This is a genomic window from Klebsiella sp. w6 (genome assembly GCF_033100215.1).
GTDB lineage: Bacteria > Pseudomonadota > Gammaproteobacteria > Enterobacterales > Enterobacteriaceae > Klebsiella > Klebsiella variicola.
Genome location: NZ_CP136907.1, coordinates 1,342,355 through 1,357,494 on the forward strand (window position 1 = coordinate 1,342,355; position 15,140 = coordinate 1,357,494).

A 15,140-nucleotide genomic window follows, 5' to 3' on the forward strand; every position below is an offset into this window, starting at 1 on the left:
CGACTTATGAAACTAAAGACCACATTGTTCGGCAATGTTTATCAGTTTAAGGATGTTAAAGAGGTGCTGGCGAAAGCCAACGAACTGCGTTCGGGGGATGTGCTGGCGGGCGTGGCAGCGGAGAGTTCGCAGCAGCGCGTGGCCGCCAAGCAGGTGCTTTCCGATATGACGGTGGCCGATATCCGCAATAACCCGGTGATCCCCTATGAGGAGGATTGCGTGACGCGCCTGATCCAGGATGACGTGAACGAAACCGCCTATCAGCGGATCAAACACTGGACCATCAGCGACCTGCGCGAATACGTGCTCAACGACGAGGTCACCAGCGACGATATCGCCTTTGTCCGCAAAGGGCTGACCTCCGAGGTGGTGGCGGCGGTGGCCAAGATCTGCTCCAACGCCGATCTGATCTATGGCGGCAAAAAAATGCCGGTGATCAAAAAAGCCAATACCACCATCGGTCTGCCGGGGACCTTTAGCTGCCGCCTGCAGCCGAACGATACCCGCGACGACGTGCAGAGTATTGCCGCGCAAATCTACGAAGGGCTCTCCTTCGGCGCGGGCGACGCGGTGATTGGCGTCAACCCGGTCACTGACGACGTGGAGAACCTGAGTCGCGTGCTGGATACGGTGTACGGGGTGATCGACAAGTTTTCCATCCCGACCCAGGGCTGCGTGCTGGCGCACGTCACCACCCAGATCGAAGCTATCCGCCGCGGCGCGCCGGGGGGGCTTATCTTCCAGAGCATCTGCGGCAGCGAAAAAGGGCTAAAAGAGTTCGGCGTCGAACTGGCGATGCTCGATGAAGCGCGGGCGGTGGGAGCGGAGTTTAACCGCATCGCCGGGGAGAACTGTCTTTACTTTGAAACCGGGCAGGGCTCGGCGCTCTCCGCGGGCGCTAACTTCGGCGCCGACCAGGTGACGATGGAAGCGCGTAACTATGGCCTGGCGCGGCACTACGATCCGTTCCTCGTCAACACCGTGGTGGGCTTTATCGGGCCGGAGTACCTCTATAACGACCGACAAATTATTCGCGCCGGGCTGGAAGACCACTTTATGGGCAAGCTGAGCGGCATCTCGATGGGCTGCGACTGCTGCTACACCAACCATGCCGATGCCGATCAGAACCTCAACGAAAACCTGATGTTCCTGCTGGCGACCGCTGGCTGCAACTACATCATGGGCATGCCGCTCGGCGACGACATCATGCTCAACTACCAGACTACCGCCTTCCACGATACCGCGACCGTGCGCCAGCTGCTGGGTCTGCGTCCGTCACCGGAGTTCGAAGGCTGGCTGGAACGGATGGGCATTATGGCAAATGGTCGTCTGACCAAACGGGCGGGCGATCCGTCACTGTTCTTCTGATGACGCGGGGATGACACATCATGGATCAAAAACAGATTGAAGACATTGTACGCAGCGTAATGGCGTCAATGGGACAGCCACAGACACAGCCAGAGGCCCCCGTAGCGACGACGCCGGCCTGCCACGCTGCCGCGTGCGCCACCGACGCAACAGTGGAAAGCTGCGCGCTGGATCTGGGCTCTGCGGAAGCGAAAGCCTGGATTGGCGTACAACATCCGCACCGCGCCGAAGTGCTGACCGAACTGAAACGCAGCACCGCAGCGCGCGTTTGCACCGGTCGCGCCGGTCCGCGTCCGCGCACCCTCGCGTTGCTGCGCTTCCTGGCGGATCACTCGCGCTCGAAAGATACGGTGCTCAAAGAGGTGCCGGAGGCGTGGGTGAAAGCGCAGGGGCTGCTGGAAGTGCGTTCGGAAATCAGCGACAAAAATCGCTACCTGACGCGCCCCGATCTGGGACGCCGTCTCAGTCCGGAGGCCATCGATGCGCTGAAGGCGCAGTGCGTGATGGATCCGGATGTGCAGGTGGTGGTGTCCGATGGCCTGTCGACGGATGCCATCACCGCCAACTACGAAGAGATCCTGCCGCCGCTGCTTGCCGGCCTGAAACAGGCGGGTCTGAAGGTCGGGACGCCGTTCTTCGTGCGCTATGGCCGCGTCAAGATTGAAGATCAGATCGGCGAGATCCTCGGCGCGAAGGTGGTGATCCTGCTGGTTGGCGAGCGCCCGGGACTTGGCCAGTCAGAGAGCCTCTCCTGCTACGCGGTGTACTCCCCGCGGGTGGCGACCACCGTCGAGGCCGACCGGACCTGTATCTCCAATATCCACCAGGGCGGCACCCCGCCGGTAGAAGCCGCCGCGGTGATCGTGGATTTAGCCAAACGCATGCTGGAGCAGAAAGCTTCCGGCATCAACATGAGCCGTTAAGGAGGCATCATGCCCGCATTAGATTTGATTCGACCCTCGGTCACTGCCATGCGCGTCATTGCCTCGGTGAATGACGGTTTTGCCCGGGAGCTTAAATTACCGCCACATATACGTAGCCTAGGACTCATCACGGCAGATTCTGATGACGTGACGTATATTGCCGCCGATGAAGCGACAAAGCAGGCGATGGTGGAGGTGGTCTATGGCCGCTCCCTGTATGCCGGAGCAGCTCACGGCCCGTCGCCCACCGCCGGTGAAGTGCTGATTATGCTCGGCGGCCCGAACCCGGCGGAAGTTCGCGCCGGGCTGGATGCCATGATGGCGCATATTGAAAGCGGGGCGGCGTTCCAGTGGGCTAACGACGCGCAAGATACCGCGTTTCTGGCGCACGTGGTGTCGCGTACCGGCTCTTATCTTTCATCCACCGCTGGCATCGCGTTGGGCGATCCGATCGCTTATCTGGTGGCGCCGCCGCTGGAGGCGACGTACGGCATCGATGCGGCGATGAAGTCTGCCGACGTTCAGCTGGTGACCTACGTCCCGCCGCCGTCGGAAACCAACTATTCGGCCGCCTTTTTGACGGGAAGTCAGGCCGCCTGTAAAGCCGCCTGCAACGCCTTTACCGATGCCGTTCTCGATATTGCCCGTCATCCTGTTCAGCGTGCGTAACGGAGGGAGCGATGATCAATGCGCTGGGATTGCTGGAAGTGGAGGGCATGGTCGCCGCTGTAGACGCCGCGGATGCCATGCTCAAGGCGGCCAATGTGCGCCTGCTCAGTCATGAAGTGCTCGACCCCGGCAGATTGACGCTGGTGGTGGAGGGGGATCTGGCGGCCTGCCGCGCTGCGCTGGACGCCGGGGCCGCCGCCGCCCGGCGGACCGGCTGCGTGATCAGCCGTCGGGAAATCGGCCGTCCGGAAGAGGATACCCAGTGGCTGATCGGCGGCTTTCAGCCACCGCCGCCAGCGCCCCTGCCGCCTGCTGACCCGGCGTCATCGGAAGCGTTACTGACGCTGCTGGCATCAGTTCGTCAGGGCATGACGGCCGGCGAGGTCGCCGCGCATTTTGCCTGGCCGCTGGATAAGGCCCGCCAGGCGCTGGATCAGCTCTTTTCCGCAGGGACGCTACGCAAACGCAGTAGCCGCTATCGTCTCAAAAATCCATAACCTGTCGGAGGTGCCGGGAGCGGCTTGCCCCCGGCTTTAACGATTATGAAAAAGCGTCGTTCTGCAAATTTGCACCATCTCTGTTGCGAGGCGTTGCCGGAAGACACCAGGCTGACGCCCCAGGTTGAAATTGACAATATTCATCAACGACACACAACCGATGTATATGAGCACGCCCTGACCATTACCGCCTGGCAACAGATTTACGATCAGCTGCATCCGGGGCAGTTTCGCGGCGAGTTTACCGAAATTCTGCTCGATGAGATCCAGGTCTTTCGCGAATTTACCGGGCTGGCGCTGCGCCAGTCCTGCGTGGTCTGGCCGAACTCCTTTTGGTTTGGTATTCCGGCGGCGCGGGGAGAGCAGGGGTTTATTGGTTCGCAGTGCCTGGGCCGGGCAGAAATCGCCACCCGTCCCGGCGGTACGGAGTTCGAGCTCAGCACGCCGGATGATTACACCATCCTCGGAGTAGTCATTTCCCAGGAGGTGATTTCTCGCCATGCCAGTTTCCTGCACCACCCGGAGCGAGTGCTGCATATGCTACGCAACCAGTCAGCGCTGGCAGTTCGGGAGCCGCATAAGGCCGCGCTGTGGGGGTTTGTGCAGCAGGCGCTGGCCACCTTCAGCGAGCATCCGGATACCCTTCATCAGCCTGCGGTGCGCAAGGTGCTGCGGGATAATCTGTTGCTGGCGATGGGGACGATGCTGGAAGAGGCGCAGCCGATGGTGAGCGCGGAGAGTATCAGCCACCAGAGCTACCGCCGCCTGCTGGCGCAGGCCCGCGAATATGTGCTGGAAAACAGCGCGGAGCCGCTAACCGTTCTCGACCTGTGCCAGCAGCTGTACGTCAGCCGTCGCACCCTGCAAAACGCCTTCCATGCGATTCTGGGGATTGGCCCCAACGCCTGGCTCAAACGGATCCGTCTGAACGCCGTACGCCGGGAGCTGATAAGTCCCTGGTCAGAGCGGGAGACGGTCAAGGAGGCGGCCATGCAGTGGGGATTCTGGCATCTGGGGCAGTTCGCCACCGACTATCAGCAGCTGTTTGCTGAGAAACCGTCGATGACGCTGCACCATCGCCTGCGCCAGTGGGTGTGAGCGAAGCGACGCCGCTGCCGGGTGGCCAGCCGCCATCCGGCCGTTACAGCCAGTCGCGCACCTGAATAAACTCGCTCAGCGCCGCCTCGGGACTGCCGGGCTCGGGCTGATAATCATATTCCCAGCGCACCAGCGGCGGCATCGACATCAGAATCGACTCCGTACGCCCGCCGGTCTGCAGGCCGAACAGGGTGCCGCGGTCCCAGACCAGATTGAACTCGACGTAGCGGCCGCGGCGATAGAGCTGAAAGTGGCGCTCGCGCTCGCCGTACGGCGTGGCTTTTCGGCGTTCGACGATGGGTAAATAGGCGTCAGCATAGCCGTTCCCGACCGCTTGCATAAAGGCGAAGCAGTGGTCAAAATCCGGGGTATTCAGGTCGTCAAAGAACAGACCGCCGATACCGCGCTGCTCCTGGCGGTGCTTGAGATAGAAGTAATCATCGCACCATTTTTTATAGCGCGGATAGACGGCTTCGCCGAACGGCAGACACAGATCGCGGGCGGTACGATGCCAGTGGACGGCATCCTCTTCAAAGCCGTAGTAAGGGGTTAAATCGAAGCCGCCGCCGAACCACCACACCGGGTCGGCGCCAGGCTTTTCGGCAATAAAGAACCGCACGTTGGCATGGCTGGTGGGCACATAGGGGTTAAGCGGATGAACCACCAGCGAGACGCCCATGGCTTCAAAGCTGCGTCCGGCCAGCTCCGGGCGATGGGCCGTTGCCGAGGCGGGCATCGCATCGCCATGGACGTGAGAAAAGTTAACCCCGGCCTGTTCGAACACGTTGCCGTCGCGCAACACCCGGCTGCGCCCGCCGCCACCGCCTTCCCGCTGCCAGGCGTCTTCAATAAACGGTGCGCCATCGACAGCGCTCAGCTGCTGGCAAAGGTTGTCCTGGAGCTGGAGCAGAAAAGTTTTAACCTGCGCGGCATCGGGTTTCATTAACGTCTCTTCGAATGGGCTTTCTGGTTATCGAACCAGTGGAAATAGCTGATAATGCCGTTGGCAATCGCGGTGGCGATTTTCTGCCGGAAAGCGGTGGTGCCGAGCAGTTTCTCCTCGTTCGGGTTGGTGATAAACGAGGTTTCCACCAGCACGGACGGAATGGACGGCGACTTCAGCACCACGAACGCCGCCTGCTCGGTATTGCGGCTGTGCAGCTTATGCACCGGTTTGATCTTTTTCAGGATATGCGAGCCCAGCGTCAGGCTGTTTTTAATGGTGTCGGTCTGCACCAGATCGAACAGCACCTGCTGCAGCAGATGATCTTTATCGGTCGCTTTCTTACCGGCAACTTCATCGGCGCGGTTTTCGCGGTCGGAGAGGTATTTTGCCATGGCGCTACTGGCGCCGCGGTTTGACAGCGCAAACACCGAGGCGCCGGCGGCGCTCGGGTTGGTGAAGCCGTCGGCATGGATCGACATAAACAGATCGGCGCCGTGCTGATGGGCAATCTCCACGCGGTCGTACAGCGGGATAAAGGTATCGCCGGTGCGGGTCAGGCGGGCGTCGATGCCGTTGCTGCGCAAAATGCTGCGCACGTTCTTAGCGATCGCCAGCACTACATGCTTCTCTTTCGAACCGTTATGGCCGATAGCCCCGGTGTCGATACCGCCGTGGCCCGGGTCGAGCATCACAACGCGGCGGGCGCCGGCCTTTTTAGCGGCGGGTTTGCTGTGTCCATTTGATGTTTTCAGTGGCTGCTCTTTTGCGCTGACCTGTGCGGCGACGCCACTCAGCGTCATCGCAGCCAGCCCGGCTTTCAGCACCTGACGGCGCGAAGCAAGTATTTTTAAGGGTTTAAAAGTGCTCATTCGGCCTGAATTGTAAACAAGTGATGTCCAATGTTATATCGTATCGCGTTTGCCGTTACGACCATTCAAAATAAGAATTGTTTTACTTTTCATTTCAATACATGACAAAGTCATATTATGCCATTTTTTGTCGCTGATTTCGCCTGATATTGGCTATCAGTTATATTCGCGCCATAATCACTGTTTTTAACCGTCAATGGTGGGGAATACCATGGAGATTCGCGTTTTTCGCCAGCAGGATTTCGAAGAGGTTGTGACGCTGTGGGAGCGCTGCGATCTGCTGCGCCCGTGGAACGATCCGGAGATGGATATTGAGCGCAAGCTGAATCATGACGTCAGCCTGTTTCTGGTGGCGGAAGTGAATGGCGAAGTGGTCGGCACGGTGATGGGCGGATATGACGGTCATCGCGGATCGGCCTATTATCTCGGCGTCCATCCGGAATATCGCGGCCGGGGTATCGCGAACGCGCTGCTCAACCGGCTCGAGAAAAAGCTGATTGCCCGCGGCTGCCCGAAAATCAACATTATGGTCCGTGAAGACAACGACGTGGTGCAGGGAATGTACGAGCGGCTGGGCTATGAATACGCCGATGTCCTGACCCTGGGCAAGCGCCTGATCGAAGATGAAGAATACTGAGTTTATCCCCGCCGATTTTGATGCCCATGGCCGTCTGCGCCTGCCTTTGCTCTTCTGGTGCGTGCTGTTGTTGCAGGCCCGCACGTGGGTGCTGTTTTTGATGGCCGGCGCGTCGCGCCAGCAGGGCGACGCGATTCTTAATCTGTTCTATCCCGATCACGACCGCTTCTGGCTCGGTTTACTCCCCGGCGTGCCGGCGGTGCTGGCCTTTCTGCTTAGCGGCTACCGTCAGCGTCTGCCGCGCGCGTGGCGGGCGATGCGCTGGCTGCTGGTGCTATCGCAATTGCTGCTGTTGCTGTGGCAGCCGATGCTATGGCTGAGCGGCGAATCTCCCTCCTCGCTAACTATCGGGCTGCTGGTGGCGGATGGCTATGCCCTGTGGTGGCTGTTAACCAGCCGTCGCCTGGGCGCCTGTTTTCGCCAGACCACCTTTTAAGGGCACTTTTTGCCGATCGTGAACTCCAACATGCGTTGAATGACTCAGAAAGGATTGTGATATGAAATCGCTACGTTTAATGCTCTGTGCGCTTCCGCTGGCGCTGACCGGCTGCTCCACGATGAGCGCAGTCAACTGGTCGGCGGCCTATCCGTGGAACTGGTTTGGCGCTTCCACCGAGGTGACCGAGCAGGGAGTGGGTAAACTGACGGCTTCCACGCCGCTCAACGAACAGGCTATTAGCGATGCGCTGGGGAGCGACTACCGTTTACGCAGCGGGATGAAGACCGATAAGGGCAATATCGTCCACTATTTTGAAGCGCTGAAAGACAACAGCGTGGCGCTGACCATCAATGGCGACAACGGTACCATCAGCCGGATTGACGTGCGTGATGCCGAAATCAAAACCGCCAGCGGCGTGAAAATCGGCACACCGTTTAGCGACCTGTACAGCAAAGCCTTCGGCAACTGCCAGAAAGGCAGCAATGACAATGGCGCGGTCGTCGAGTGTCAGGCCGAGGGGAGCCAGCATATCAGCTATGCCTTTACCGGCCACTGGAGCGGCCCGGACGAGCTGATGCCCTCCGACGATACGCTGAAAAACTGGAAGGTCAGCAAAATTATCTGGCGTCGCTAAATTGATCTGAAGAGACACGACGGCCCTGAAAAACGGTTACAATGGCGCGTTAGCAACGCGACAGCGTTGTAGTTGCATCATTTCAGGAGGAGCGATGTCTCAGGTTCAGAGCGGCATTTTGCCGGAACATTGCCGCGCGGCGATTTGGATTGAAGCCAATGTCAAAGGGGACGTTAACGCCCTGCGCGAAGCGAGCAAAAATTTTGTCGATAACGTGGCCACCTTCCAGGCTAAATTCCCCGACGCTAAACTCGGGGCGGTGGTGGCGTTCGGCAATAACGTCTGGCGTCAGCTGAGCGGCGGCGAAGGGGCGGAAGAGTTAAAAGATTTTCCGGTCTATGGCAAAGGGCTGGCGCCGTCCACCCAGTATGACCTGCTGATTCATATTTTATCCGCCCGCCATGAAGTTAACTTCTCGGTGGCGCAGGCCGCGATGGCTGCCTTTGGCGATGCTATCGACGTGAAAGAAGAGATCCACGGTTTCCGTTGGGTGGAAGAGCGTGATCTCAGCGGCTTCGTCGACGGCACCGAAAACCCGGCGGGGGAAGAAACCCGCCGCGAAGTGGCGGTCATTAAAGACGGTGTTGACGCGGGCGGCAGCTACGTGTTCGTCCAGCGCTGGGAGCATAATCTCAAACAGCTGAACCGCATGAGCGTACCGGATCAGGAGATGATGATCGGCCGTACCAAAGAAGCCAACGAAGAGATCGATGGCGACGAGCGTCCGGTCACGTCGCACCTGAGCCGCGTGGACTTAAAAGAAGATGGCAAAGGGCTGAAAATCGTCCGTCAGAGCCTGCCGTACGGCACCGCCAGCGGCACCCATGGTCTCTATTTCTGCGCCTACTGCGCGCGCCTGTATAACATCGAGCAGCAGCTGCTGAGCATGTTCGGCGATACCGACGGCAAACGCGACGCGATGCTGCGCTTCACTAAACCGGTGACCGGTGGCTATTACTTCGCGCCATCCCTGGAGCGTATTCAGGCGCTGTAATTTTTTCCCCTCACCCTAACCCTCTCCCCAAGGGGGAGAGGGAACCGTTCGGTGCGGTTATGGAATCTGCGTGCGGACTCTCTTTCTCCCTCTCCCTCAGGGAGAGGGGCGGGGTGAGGGCATCGGCGACTCAAGCGCTTCAAGTATTCTCTGCATCACCGCATCCTCATACTCTTCAAACTCATTATTCCAGAAGCGTAAAACCCGCCATCCCTGGCTCTGTAGCCAGCGGGTGCGGCGAACATCGTAGACGCGCCTCTCATCGTGTTGACCGCCGTCGAGTTCAATCGCCAGCCGTGTTGCGCAGCAGGCGAAATCGAGAATATAGGGGCCAACAGGATGCTGACGGCGAAACTTATAGCAAGCAAAACGGCGGTTGCGCAGTAAGTACCATAGTCGACGTTCTGTTGGCGTTAAGCTACGTCTGAGCTGACGAGCAAATATCTGTGTGTTTTTCATATAAACACAGTGCACGCCTGGCTGCCGTTTGTCACAATGACACGTCTAATCTGCGAGCCGCTTTCAGCAAAGCTTTGCCAGTTGCTTATTCTCTTTTCGACTTCCAAATCGCCAAACGGTATATAAAACCGTTACTCCTTTCGTACCCGTTATAAATATGATGATCATCAGAAAATGTTCAACGTTGATAAGGGTGCGCAATGGCCGTTAAATCACTGAAAAAAGGATATCTGGCGCTGGCGGCTTCCATGCTGCTGGCCGCGCAGGCGCAGGCGACGGAGCTGCTGAACAGCTCCTATGATGTCTCCCGCGAGCTGTTTGCCGCCCTTAACCCGCCTTTTGAGCAGCAGTGGGCGAAAGACAATGGCGGGGACAAGCTGACCATCAAGCAGTCGCATGCCGGTTCATCCAAGCAGGCGCTGGCTATTTTGCAGGGCCTGAAGGCGGACGTGGTCACCTACAACCAGGTGACGGACGTGCAGATCCTGCATGATAAAGGCAACCTGATCCCGGCCGACTGGCAAAGCCGTCTGCCGAACAACAGCTCACCGTTCTATTCGACGATGGGTTTCCTGGTGCGTAAAGGCAACCCGAAAAACATTCATGACTGGAACGATCTGGTTCGCTCTGACGTCAAGCTGATTTTCCCGAACCCGAAAACCTCGGGTAACGCCCGATACACCTACCTCGCGGCATGGGGCGCGGCGGATAAAGCCGACGGCGGCGATAAAGCCAAAACCGAACAGTTTATGACCCAGTTTCTGAAGAATGTCGAAGTCTTTGATACCGGCGGACGCGGGGCGACCACCACTTTTGCTGAACGCGGCCTGGGCGATGTGCTGATTAGCTTCGAATCGGAAGTGAACAATATTCGTAAGCAGTATGAGGCGCAGGGATTTGAAGTGGTGATCCCGAAAACCAACATTCTGGCGGAGTTCCCGGTGGCATGGGTGGATAAAAACGTCAAAGCCAATGGCACGGAAAAGGCGGCGAAAGCCTACCTGAACTGGCTCTACAGCCCGCAGGCGCAAACCATCATTACCGACTACTACTACCGGGTAAACAACCCGAAAGTGATGGACGCCCTGAAGGATAAATTCCCGCAGACCGAGCTGTTCCGCGTAGAGGACAAGTTTGGCTCCTGGCCTGAGGTGATGAAAACCCACTTCGCCAGCGGCGGCGAACTGGACAAACTGCTGGCGGCGGGGCGTAAGTAATGTTTGCTGTGTCGTCCAAGCGCGTGCTGCCGGGCTTTACCCTGAGCCTCGGCACCAGCCTGCTGTTTGTCTGTCTGATTTTGTTATTACCACTCAGCGCGCTGGTGATGCAGCTGGCGCAGATGAGCTGGGCGCAATACTGGGATGTGATCACCAATCCGCAGGTGGTGGCGGCCTATAAGGTGACGCTGCTGTCGGCGTTTGTGGCCTCGATTTTTAACGGCGTCTTTGGTCTGCTGATGGCCTGGATCCTCACTCGCTATCGTTTTCCTGGCCGCACGCTGCTGGATGCCTTAATGGATCTGCCGTTTGCGCTGCCGACGGCGGTGGCCGGCCTGACGCTGGCTTCGCTGTTTTCGGTTAACGGAATTTACGGTGAATGGCTGGCGAAGTTCGATATTAAAGTGACCTATACCTGGCTCGGCATCGCCGTGGCGATGGCCTTCACCAGCATCCCGTTCGTGGTACGAACCGTGCAGCCGGTGCTGGAGGAGCTGGGACCCGAGTATGAGGAAGCGGCGGAAACGCTGGGGGCGACGCGCTGGCAGAGTTTCCGCAAAGTGGTGCTGCCGGAGCTGTCGCCGGCGCTGCTGGCGGGCATTGCCCTGTCGTTTACCCGTAGCCTCGGCGAGTTTGGCGCGGTGATTTTTATCGCTGGCAACATCGCGTGGAAGACAGAGGTGACCTCGCTGATGATCTTTATTCGTCTGCAGGAGTTTGACTATCCGGCGGCGAGCGCGATCGCCTCGGTGATCCTGGCCGCCTCACTGCTGCTGCTCTTTTCCATCAATACCCTGCAGAGTCGCTTTGGTCGACGCGTGGTAGGTCACTAATGGCGGAAGTTACTCAATTGAAACGCTACGACGCGCCCCGCATCAACTGGGGGAAATGGTTTCTGATTGGCGTCGGGATGGTGGTCTCCGCCTTCATCCTCGTCGTGCCGATGCTCTATATCTTTATCCAGGCCTTCAGCAAAGGGCTGATGCCGGTGCTGGAAAACCTGGCCAACCCGGACATGCTGCATGCCATCTGGCTGACAGTGATGATTGCGTTGATTACCGTACCGGTGAACCTGGTGTTCGGTACGCTGCTGGCCTGGCTGGTGACACGTTTTACTTTTCCCGGCCGCCAGCTGCTGCTGACGTTACTGGATATCCCGTTCGCCGTCTCGCCGGTGGTGGCCGGTCTGGTGTATCTGCTGTTTTATGGCTCTAACGGCCCGCTGGGCGGTTGGCTTGATGCGCATAACCTGCAGATCATGTTCGCCTGGCCGGGCATGGTGCTGGCGACCATCTTTGTCACTTGTCCGTTTGTGGTGCGCGAGCTGGTGCCGGTGATGATGAGCCAGGGCAGTCATGAAGATGAAGCCGCGGTGCTGCTGGGCGCTTCCGGCTGGCAGATGTTCCGCCGGGTGACGTTGCCGAATATTCGCTGGGCGCTGCTGTACGGCGTGGTATTGACCAACGCCCGCGCCATCGGCGAATTTGGCGCAGTGTCGGTAGTCTCCGGTTCGATTCGTGGAGAAACGCTGTCGCTGCCGCTGCAAATTGAACTACTGGAGCAGGATTACAATACCGTCGGCTCGTTTACCGCTGCGGCCCTGCTGACGTTAATGGCTATTCTGACCCTGTTTTTAAAGAGTATGTTGCAATGGCGTCTGGCCAATCAGAAAGAACGCGCGCAACAGGAGGGAAATCATGAGCATTGAGATTGCCAATATTAAGAAATCGTTTGGTCGCACCCAGGTGCTGAATGATATCTCGCTGGATATCCCTTCCGGACAAATGGTTGCGCTGCTGGGGCCCTCGGGCTCCGGAAAAACCACCTTGCTGCGAATTATCGCCGGGCTGGAGCATCAGACCAGCGGTCATATCCGTTTCCACGGCACCGACGTCAGCCGGATGCACGCCCGCGACCGTAAAGTGGGCTTCGTCTTCCAGCACTATGCGCTGTTCCGTCATATGACGGTGTTCGATAACATCGCCTTTGGCCTGACCGTGCTGCCGCGCCGTGAACGACCCAATGCGGCGGCGATCAAAGCCAAGGTGACCAAACTGCTGGAGATGGTGCAGCTAGCTCATCTGGCGGATCGCTATCCGGCGCAGCTGTCCGGCGGCCAGAAGCAGCGTGTGGCGCTGGCGCGCGCCCTGGCGGTGGAGCCGCAAATTCTGTTGCTGGATGAACCCTTCGGCGCGCTGGATGCGCAGGTGCGTAAAGAGCTGCGCCGCTGGCTGCGTCAGCTTCATGAAGAGTTAAAATTTACCAGCGTGTTCGTCACCCACGATCAGGAAGAGGCGCTGGAAGTTGCTGACCGGGTGGTGGTGATGAGTCAGGGCAACATCGAACAAGCCGATGCCCCGGAGCGCGTGTGGCGTGAACCGTCGACCCGTTTCGTACTGGAGTTTATGGGCGAAGTAAACCGCCTGCAGGGCATTATCCGCGGTGGACAGTTCCACGTTGGCGCGCACCGCTGGCCGTTAGGCTATACCCCAACATACCAGGGGCCGGTGGATCTGTTCCTGCGTCCGTGGGAAGTGGACATCAGCCGCCGGACCAGCCTGGATTCCCCGCTGCCGGTGCAGGTGCTGGAAGCCAGCCCGAAAGGGCACTACACCCAATTAGTCGTTCAGCCTCTGGGGTGGTATGACGAACCGCTGAGCGTGGTGCTGGCAGGCGATGAGGCCCCGTCCCGAGGCGAACGGCTGTTCGTTGGCCTGCAAAACGCGCGCCTGTATAACGGTACCGAGCGTATCGAGCCGCGCGGCGAGCTTGCTCTGGCGGAGTCGGCCTGATAGCTTATTGAGCAGGTCTATCGCCCGGTAAGGCTACGCTTTCCGGGCCTGGAATTTTTACGCGTCTTGTAGGCCGGGTAAGCGAAGCGCAACCCGGCTTTTTTATTGAGTAAAAATCGTGAATACACTCGAACACACCATCGGCAATACCCCTCTGGTCAAGCTTCAGCGTCTGGGTCCTGACAACGGCAGCGAAGTTTGGGTCAAACTCGAAGGCAATAATCCGGCCGGCTCGGTAAAAGACCGCGCCGCGCTGTCAATGATCGTCGAAGCGGAAAAGCGCGGCGAAATTCAGCCCGGCGACGTGCTGATCGAAGCGACCAGCGGTAACACCGGTATTGCGCTGGCGATGATCGCCGCGCTGAAAGGCTATCATATGAAGCTGCTGATGCCTGACAACATGAGCCAGGAGCGCCGGGCGGCGATGCGTGCCTACGGCGCCGAGCTGATTCTGGTCACTAAAGAGCAGGGAATGGAGGGGGCCCGCGACCTGGCCCTTGAGATGGCGCAGCGCGGAGAGGGCAAACTGCTCGATCAGTTTAACAACCCGGATAACCCCTACGCCCACTACACTACCACCGGGCCGGAAATCTGGCAGCAGACCGCGGGACGTATCACCCACTTTGTCTCCAGCATGGGGACCACCGGCACCATTACCGGCGTATCGCGCTTTTTGCGCGAACAGAGTAAACCGGTGGCCATTGTCGGCCTGCAGCCGGAAGAGGGCAGCAGTATTCCCGGGATCCGTCGCTGGCCGGCAGAGTATATGCCGGGGATCTTTAACGCTTCGCTGGTGGATGCGGTGCTGGATATTCATCAGCAGGATGCCGAGAATACCATGCGTCAGCTGGCGGTGCGGGAAGGCATTTTCTGCGGGGTCAGTTCCGGCGGCGCGGTGGCGGGCGCGTTACGCATTGCCCGTGAAAATCCTGGCGCGGTGGTGGTGGCGATCGTCTGCGATCGCGGCGATCGTTACCTTTCCACCGGCGTGTTCGGCGAAGAACATTTTAGCCAGGGGGCTGGCATTTAATCATCAAGCAGGTCGGTGCCGTAGGAGTTATCGACCGTACACAGCCAGCGCTCGCCCTGCTTCTGAAAGACATAGGTGGCGCGCCGTGTGACCTGGGATATCCCGTCCGCCGTCGGGATATCCAGCCGGGTCTCCATAATCACCAGCGCATTGCCGCCGCCTTCAATAACCTCCATTTTCCCCTGAGTCACCACCAGTCGGTGCTGGAAATAGTCGGCAATGGCGATAAAGGCTTTGCGGATATTCTCTTTCCCTCTGACCACCATGCCCGGTTTGACGACCAGCGCGGCGTCTTCTGCGTAATAGGCCATCAGGGTATCGTAATCTTCCTGTGAGATAGCGCGGTCGCAGGCTTCAATGACCGCCTTCAGTGCCAGGTCAGTGTGATGCATCTCTGGTGCTCCTTCTTGTGAGCGATTTGTCCGCCACCGGGACTGTTTTATTCGTCCGGGCGAGCAGGGTATGCAGGTAAGACTGTGCCTGCTTTCGTTTGCTTTTTCATTAATTTATCGGCAGCTGCCATCACTCACCTGTGCGGCAGATGCTTCAACATGCCGAATGATACGGC

At 58.8% G+C, this 15,140-nt stretch carries 18 protein-coding genes; 14 read left to right on the forward strand and 4 right to left on the reverse strand.

Going from position 1 to position 15,140, the window contains the following annotated elements; translation table 11 throughout:
* The first annotated feature begins 6 nt into the window (after positions 1-6).
* The 5 genes from eutB to eutR are packed head-to-tail and all read left to right on the forward strand — an operon-like array spanning position 7 to position 4,555.
* Positions 7-1,368, forward strand: a complete 1,362-nt coding sequence (eutB, locus tag R0140_RS06555; RefSeq protein WP_032740214.1) for an ethanolamine ammonia-lyase subunit alpha — start codon at positions 7-9, stop codon at positions 1,366-1,368.
* 20 nt (positions 1,369-1,388) lie between these two features.
* The gene (gene eutC, locus R0140_RS06560) at positions 1,389-2,291 is read left to right on the forward strand and encodes an ethanolamine ammonia-lyase subunit EutC (protein ID WP_012967471.1); all 903 of its coding nucleotides are present in this window, start codon (positions 1,389-1,391) and stop codon (positions 2,289-2,291) included.
* Positions 2,292-2,300: 9 nt separating this feature from the next.
* Positions 2,301-2,960 (forward strand): ethanolamine utilization microcompartment protein EutL, encoded by a 660-nt coding sequence (gene eutL / locus R0140_RS06565; RefSeq protein WP_008803857.1) that lies wholly within the window; start codon positions 2,301-2,303, stop codon positions 2,958-2,960.
* A gap of 11 nt (positions 2,961-2,971) precedes the next feature.
* Positions 2,972-3,457: an ethanolamine utilization microcompartment protein EutK gene (gene eutK / locus R0140_RS06570; RefSeq protein ID WP_023298050.1), complete on the forward strand. Its 486-nt coding sequence runs from the start codon at positions 2,972-2,974 to the stop codon at positions 3,455-3,457.
* Between the two features lie 45 nt (positions 3,458-3,502).
* Complete coding sequence (gene eutR, locus R0140_RS06575; RefSeq protein ID WP_023298049.1) at positions 3,503-4,555, forward strand: HTH-type transcriptional regulator EutR; 1,053 nt, start codon at positions 3,503-3,505, stop codon at positions 4,553-4,555.
* Between the two features lie 43 nt (positions 4,556-4,598).
* On the opposite strand, the gene hemF is transcribed toward eutR, so the two are convergent.
* Together hemF and amiA are read right to left on the reverse strand one after the other, a co-directional pair.
* Positions 4,599-5,498, reverse strand: coding sequence for an oxygen-dependent coproporphyrinogen oxidase (hemF, locus tag R0140_RS06580; protein ID WP_023298048.1), 900 nt, complete (start codon positions 5,496-5,498; stop codon positions 4,599-4,601).
* Positions 5,498-6,370, reverse strand: a complete 873-nt coding sequence (amiA, locus tag R0140_RS06585) for an N-acetylmuramoyl-L-alanine amidase AmiA (RefSeq protein ID WP_008803861.1) — start codon at positions 6,368-6,370, stop codon at positions 5,498-5,500. The genes hemF and amiA overlap by 1 nt, the downstream gene beginning before the upstream one ends.
* Before the next feature lie 211 nt (positions 6,371-6,581).
* Here amiA and R0140_RS06590 point away from each other — a divergent pair, with 211 nt between their 5' ends.
* From R0140_RS06590 to R0140_RS06605, 4 genes are all read left to right on the forward strand, one after another.
* The gene (locus tag R0140_RS06590) at positions 6,582-7,007 is read left to right on the forward strand and encodes a GNAT family acetyltransferase (RefSeq protein WP_002913637.1); all 426 of its coding nucleotides are present in this window, start codon (positions 6,582-6,584) and stop codon (positions 7,005-7,007) included.
* Positions 6,994-7,443: a DUF2919 domain-containing protein gene (locus tag R0140_RS06595; protein WP_008803862.1), complete on the forward strand. Its 450-nt coding sequence runs from the start codon at positions 6,994-6,996 to the stop codon at positions 7,441-7,443. Before R0140_RS06590 ends, R0140_RS06595 begins: the two co-directional genes overlap by 14 nt.
* A 61-nt stretch (positions 7,444-7,504) precedes the next feature.
* On the forward strand, positions 7,505-8,080 hold the full coding sequence (locus tag R0140_RS06600) for an RpoE-regulated lipoprotein (RefSeq protein ID WP_008803863.1): 576 nt from the start codon (positions 7,505-7,507) through the stop codon (positions 8,078-8,080).
* 94 nt (positions 8,081-8,174) lie between these two features.
* Entirely contained in the window at positions 8,175-9,074 is a 900-nt protein-coding gene (locus R0140_RS06605; protein WP_008803864.1) for a Dyp-type peroxidase, read from the forward strand.
* Positions 9,075-9,170: 96 nt separating this feature from the next.
* Here the strand turns inward: R0140_RS06605 and R0140_RS06610 are convergent, their stop codons facing one another.
* The gene (locus R0140_RS06610) at positions 9,171-9,533 is read right to left on the reverse strand and encodes an endonuclease domain-containing protein (RefSeq protein ID WP_071787359.1); all 363 of its coding nucleotides are present in this window, start codon (positions 9,531-9,533) and stop codon (positions 9,171-9,173) included.
* A gap of 200 nt (positions 9,534-9,733) precedes the next feature.
* Between R0140_RS06610 and cysP the strand changes: the two genes are divergently transcribed.
* The 5 genes from cysP to cysM all read left to right on the forward strand — a co-directional run bounded on the left by cysP (position 9,734) and on the right by cysM (position 14,572).
* The gene (gene cysP, locus R0140_RS06615; protein ID WP_012540935.1) at positions 9,734-10,750 is read left to right on the forward strand and encodes a thiosulfate/sulfate ABC transporter substrate-binding protein CysP; all 1,017 of its coding nucleotides are present in this window, start codon (positions 9,734-9,736) and stop codon (positions 10,748-10,750) included.
* Entirely contained in the window at positions 10,750-11,583 is an 834-nt protein-coding gene (cysT, locus tag R0140_RS06620) for a sulfate/thiosulfate ABC transporter permease CysT (RefSeq protein ID WP_002913626.1), read from the forward strand. Before cysP ends, cysT begins: the two co-directional genes overlap by 1 nt.
* Complete coding sequence (gene cysW / locus R0140_RS06625; RefSeq protein WP_008803867.1) at positions 11,583-12,458, forward strand: sulfate/thiosulfate ABC transporter permease CysW; 876 nt, start codon at positions 11,583-11,585, stop codon at positions 12,456-12,458. The genes cysT and cysW overlap by 1 nt, the downstream gene beginning before the upstream one ends.
* The gene (cysA, locus tag R0140_RS06630) at positions 12,448-13,542 is read left to right on the forward strand and encodes a sulfate/thiosulfate ABC transporter ATP-binding protein CysA (RefSeq protein ID WP_012540937.1); all 1,095 of its coding nucleotides are present in this window, start codon (positions 12,448-12,450) and stop codon (positions 13,540-13,542) included. The genes cysW and cysA overlap by 11 nt, the downstream gene beginning before the upstream one ends.
* A 118-nt stretch (positions 13,543-13,660) precedes the next feature.
* Positions 13,661-14,572, forward strand: coding sequence for a cysteine synthase CysM (gene cysM / locus R0140_RS06635; protein WP_012540938.1), 912 nt, complete (start codon positions 13,661-13,663; stop codon positions 14,570-14,572).
* On the opposite strand, the gene R0140_RS06640 is transcribed toward cysM, so the two are convergent.
* Positions 14,569-14,964, reverse strand: coding sequence for a YybH family protein (locus tag R0140_RS06640; protein ID WP_008803870.1), 396 nt, complete (start codon positions 14,962-14,964; stop codon positions 14,569-14,571). The two genes, cysM and R0140_RS06640, sit on opposite strands and share 4 nt — an antisense overlap.
* Between the last annotated feature and the right edge of the window lie 176 nt (positions 14,965-15,140).

Excerpts from the sequence above, each read along its gene's own strand:
- hemF (WP_023298048.1), bottom strand. The coding sequence starts at position 5,498 with ATGAAACCCGATGCCGCGCAGGTTAAAACTTTTCTGCTCCAGCTCCAG.
- eutR (WP_023298049.1), top strand. The coding sequence starts at position 3,503 with ATGAAAAAGCGTCGTTCTGCAAATTTGCACCATCTCTGTTGCGAGGCG.
- cysA (WP_012540937.1), top strand. The coding sequence starts at position 12,448 with ATGAGCATTGAGATTGCCAATATTAAGAAATCGTTTGGTCGCACCCAG.
- R0140_RS06610 (WP_071787359.1), bottom strand. The coding sequence starts at position 9,533 with ATGAAAAACACACAGATATTTGCTCGTCAGCTCAGACGTAGCTTAACG.
- eutC (WP_012967471.1), top strand. The coding sequence starts at position 1,389 with ATGGATCAAAAACAGATTGAAGACATTGTACGCAGCGTAATGGCGTCA.
- cysW (WP_008803867.1), top strand. The coding sequence starts at position 11,583 with ATGGCGGAAGTTACTCAATTGAAACGCTACGACGCGCCCCGCATCAAC.
- R0140_RS06600 (WP_008803863.1), top strand. The coding sequence starts at position 7,505 with ATGAAATCGCTACGTTTAATGCTCTGTGCGCTTCCGCTGGCGCTGACC.
- cysP (WP_012540935.1), top strand. The coding sequence starts at position 9,734 with ATGGCCGTTAAATCACTGAAAAAAGGATATCTGGCGCTGGCGGCTTCC.
- eutB (WP_032740214.1), top strand. The coding sequence starts at position 7 with ATGAAACTAAAGACCACATTGTTCGGCAATGTTTATCAGTTTAAGGAT.
- R0140_RS06605 (WP_008803864.1), top strand. The coding sequence starts at position 8,175 with ATGTCTCAGGTTCAGAGCGGCATTTTGCCGGAACATTGCCGCGCGGCG.
- R0140_RS06640 (WP_008803870.1), bottom strand. The coding sequence starts at position 14,964 with ATGCATCACACTGACCTGGCACTGAAGGCGGTCATTGAAGCCTGCGAC.
- R0140_RS06590 (WP_002913637.1), top strand. The coding sequence starts at position 6,582 with ATGGAGATTCGCGTTTTTCGCCAGCAGGATTTCGAAGAGGTTGTGACG.
- eutK (WP_023298050.1), top strand. The coding sequence starts at position 2,972 with ATGATCAATGCGCTGGGATTGCTGGAAGTGGAGGGCATGGTCGCCGCT.
- amiA (WP_008803861.1), bottom strand. The coding sequence starts at position 6,370 with ATGAGCACTTTTAAACCCTTAAAAATACTTGCTTCGCGCCGTCAGGTG.
- eutL (WP_008803857.1), top strand. The coding sequence starts at position 2,301 with ATGCCCGCATTAGATTTGATTCGACCCTCGGTCACTGCCATGCGCGTC.
- cysT (WP_002913626.1), top strand. The coding sequence starts at position 10,750 with ATGTTTGCTGTGTCGTCCAAGCGCGTGCTGCCGGGCTTTACCCTGAGC.
- R0140_RS06595 (WP_008803862.1), top strand. The coding sequence starts at position 6,994 with ATGAAGAATACTGAGTTTATCCCCGCCGATTTTGATGCCCATGGCCGT.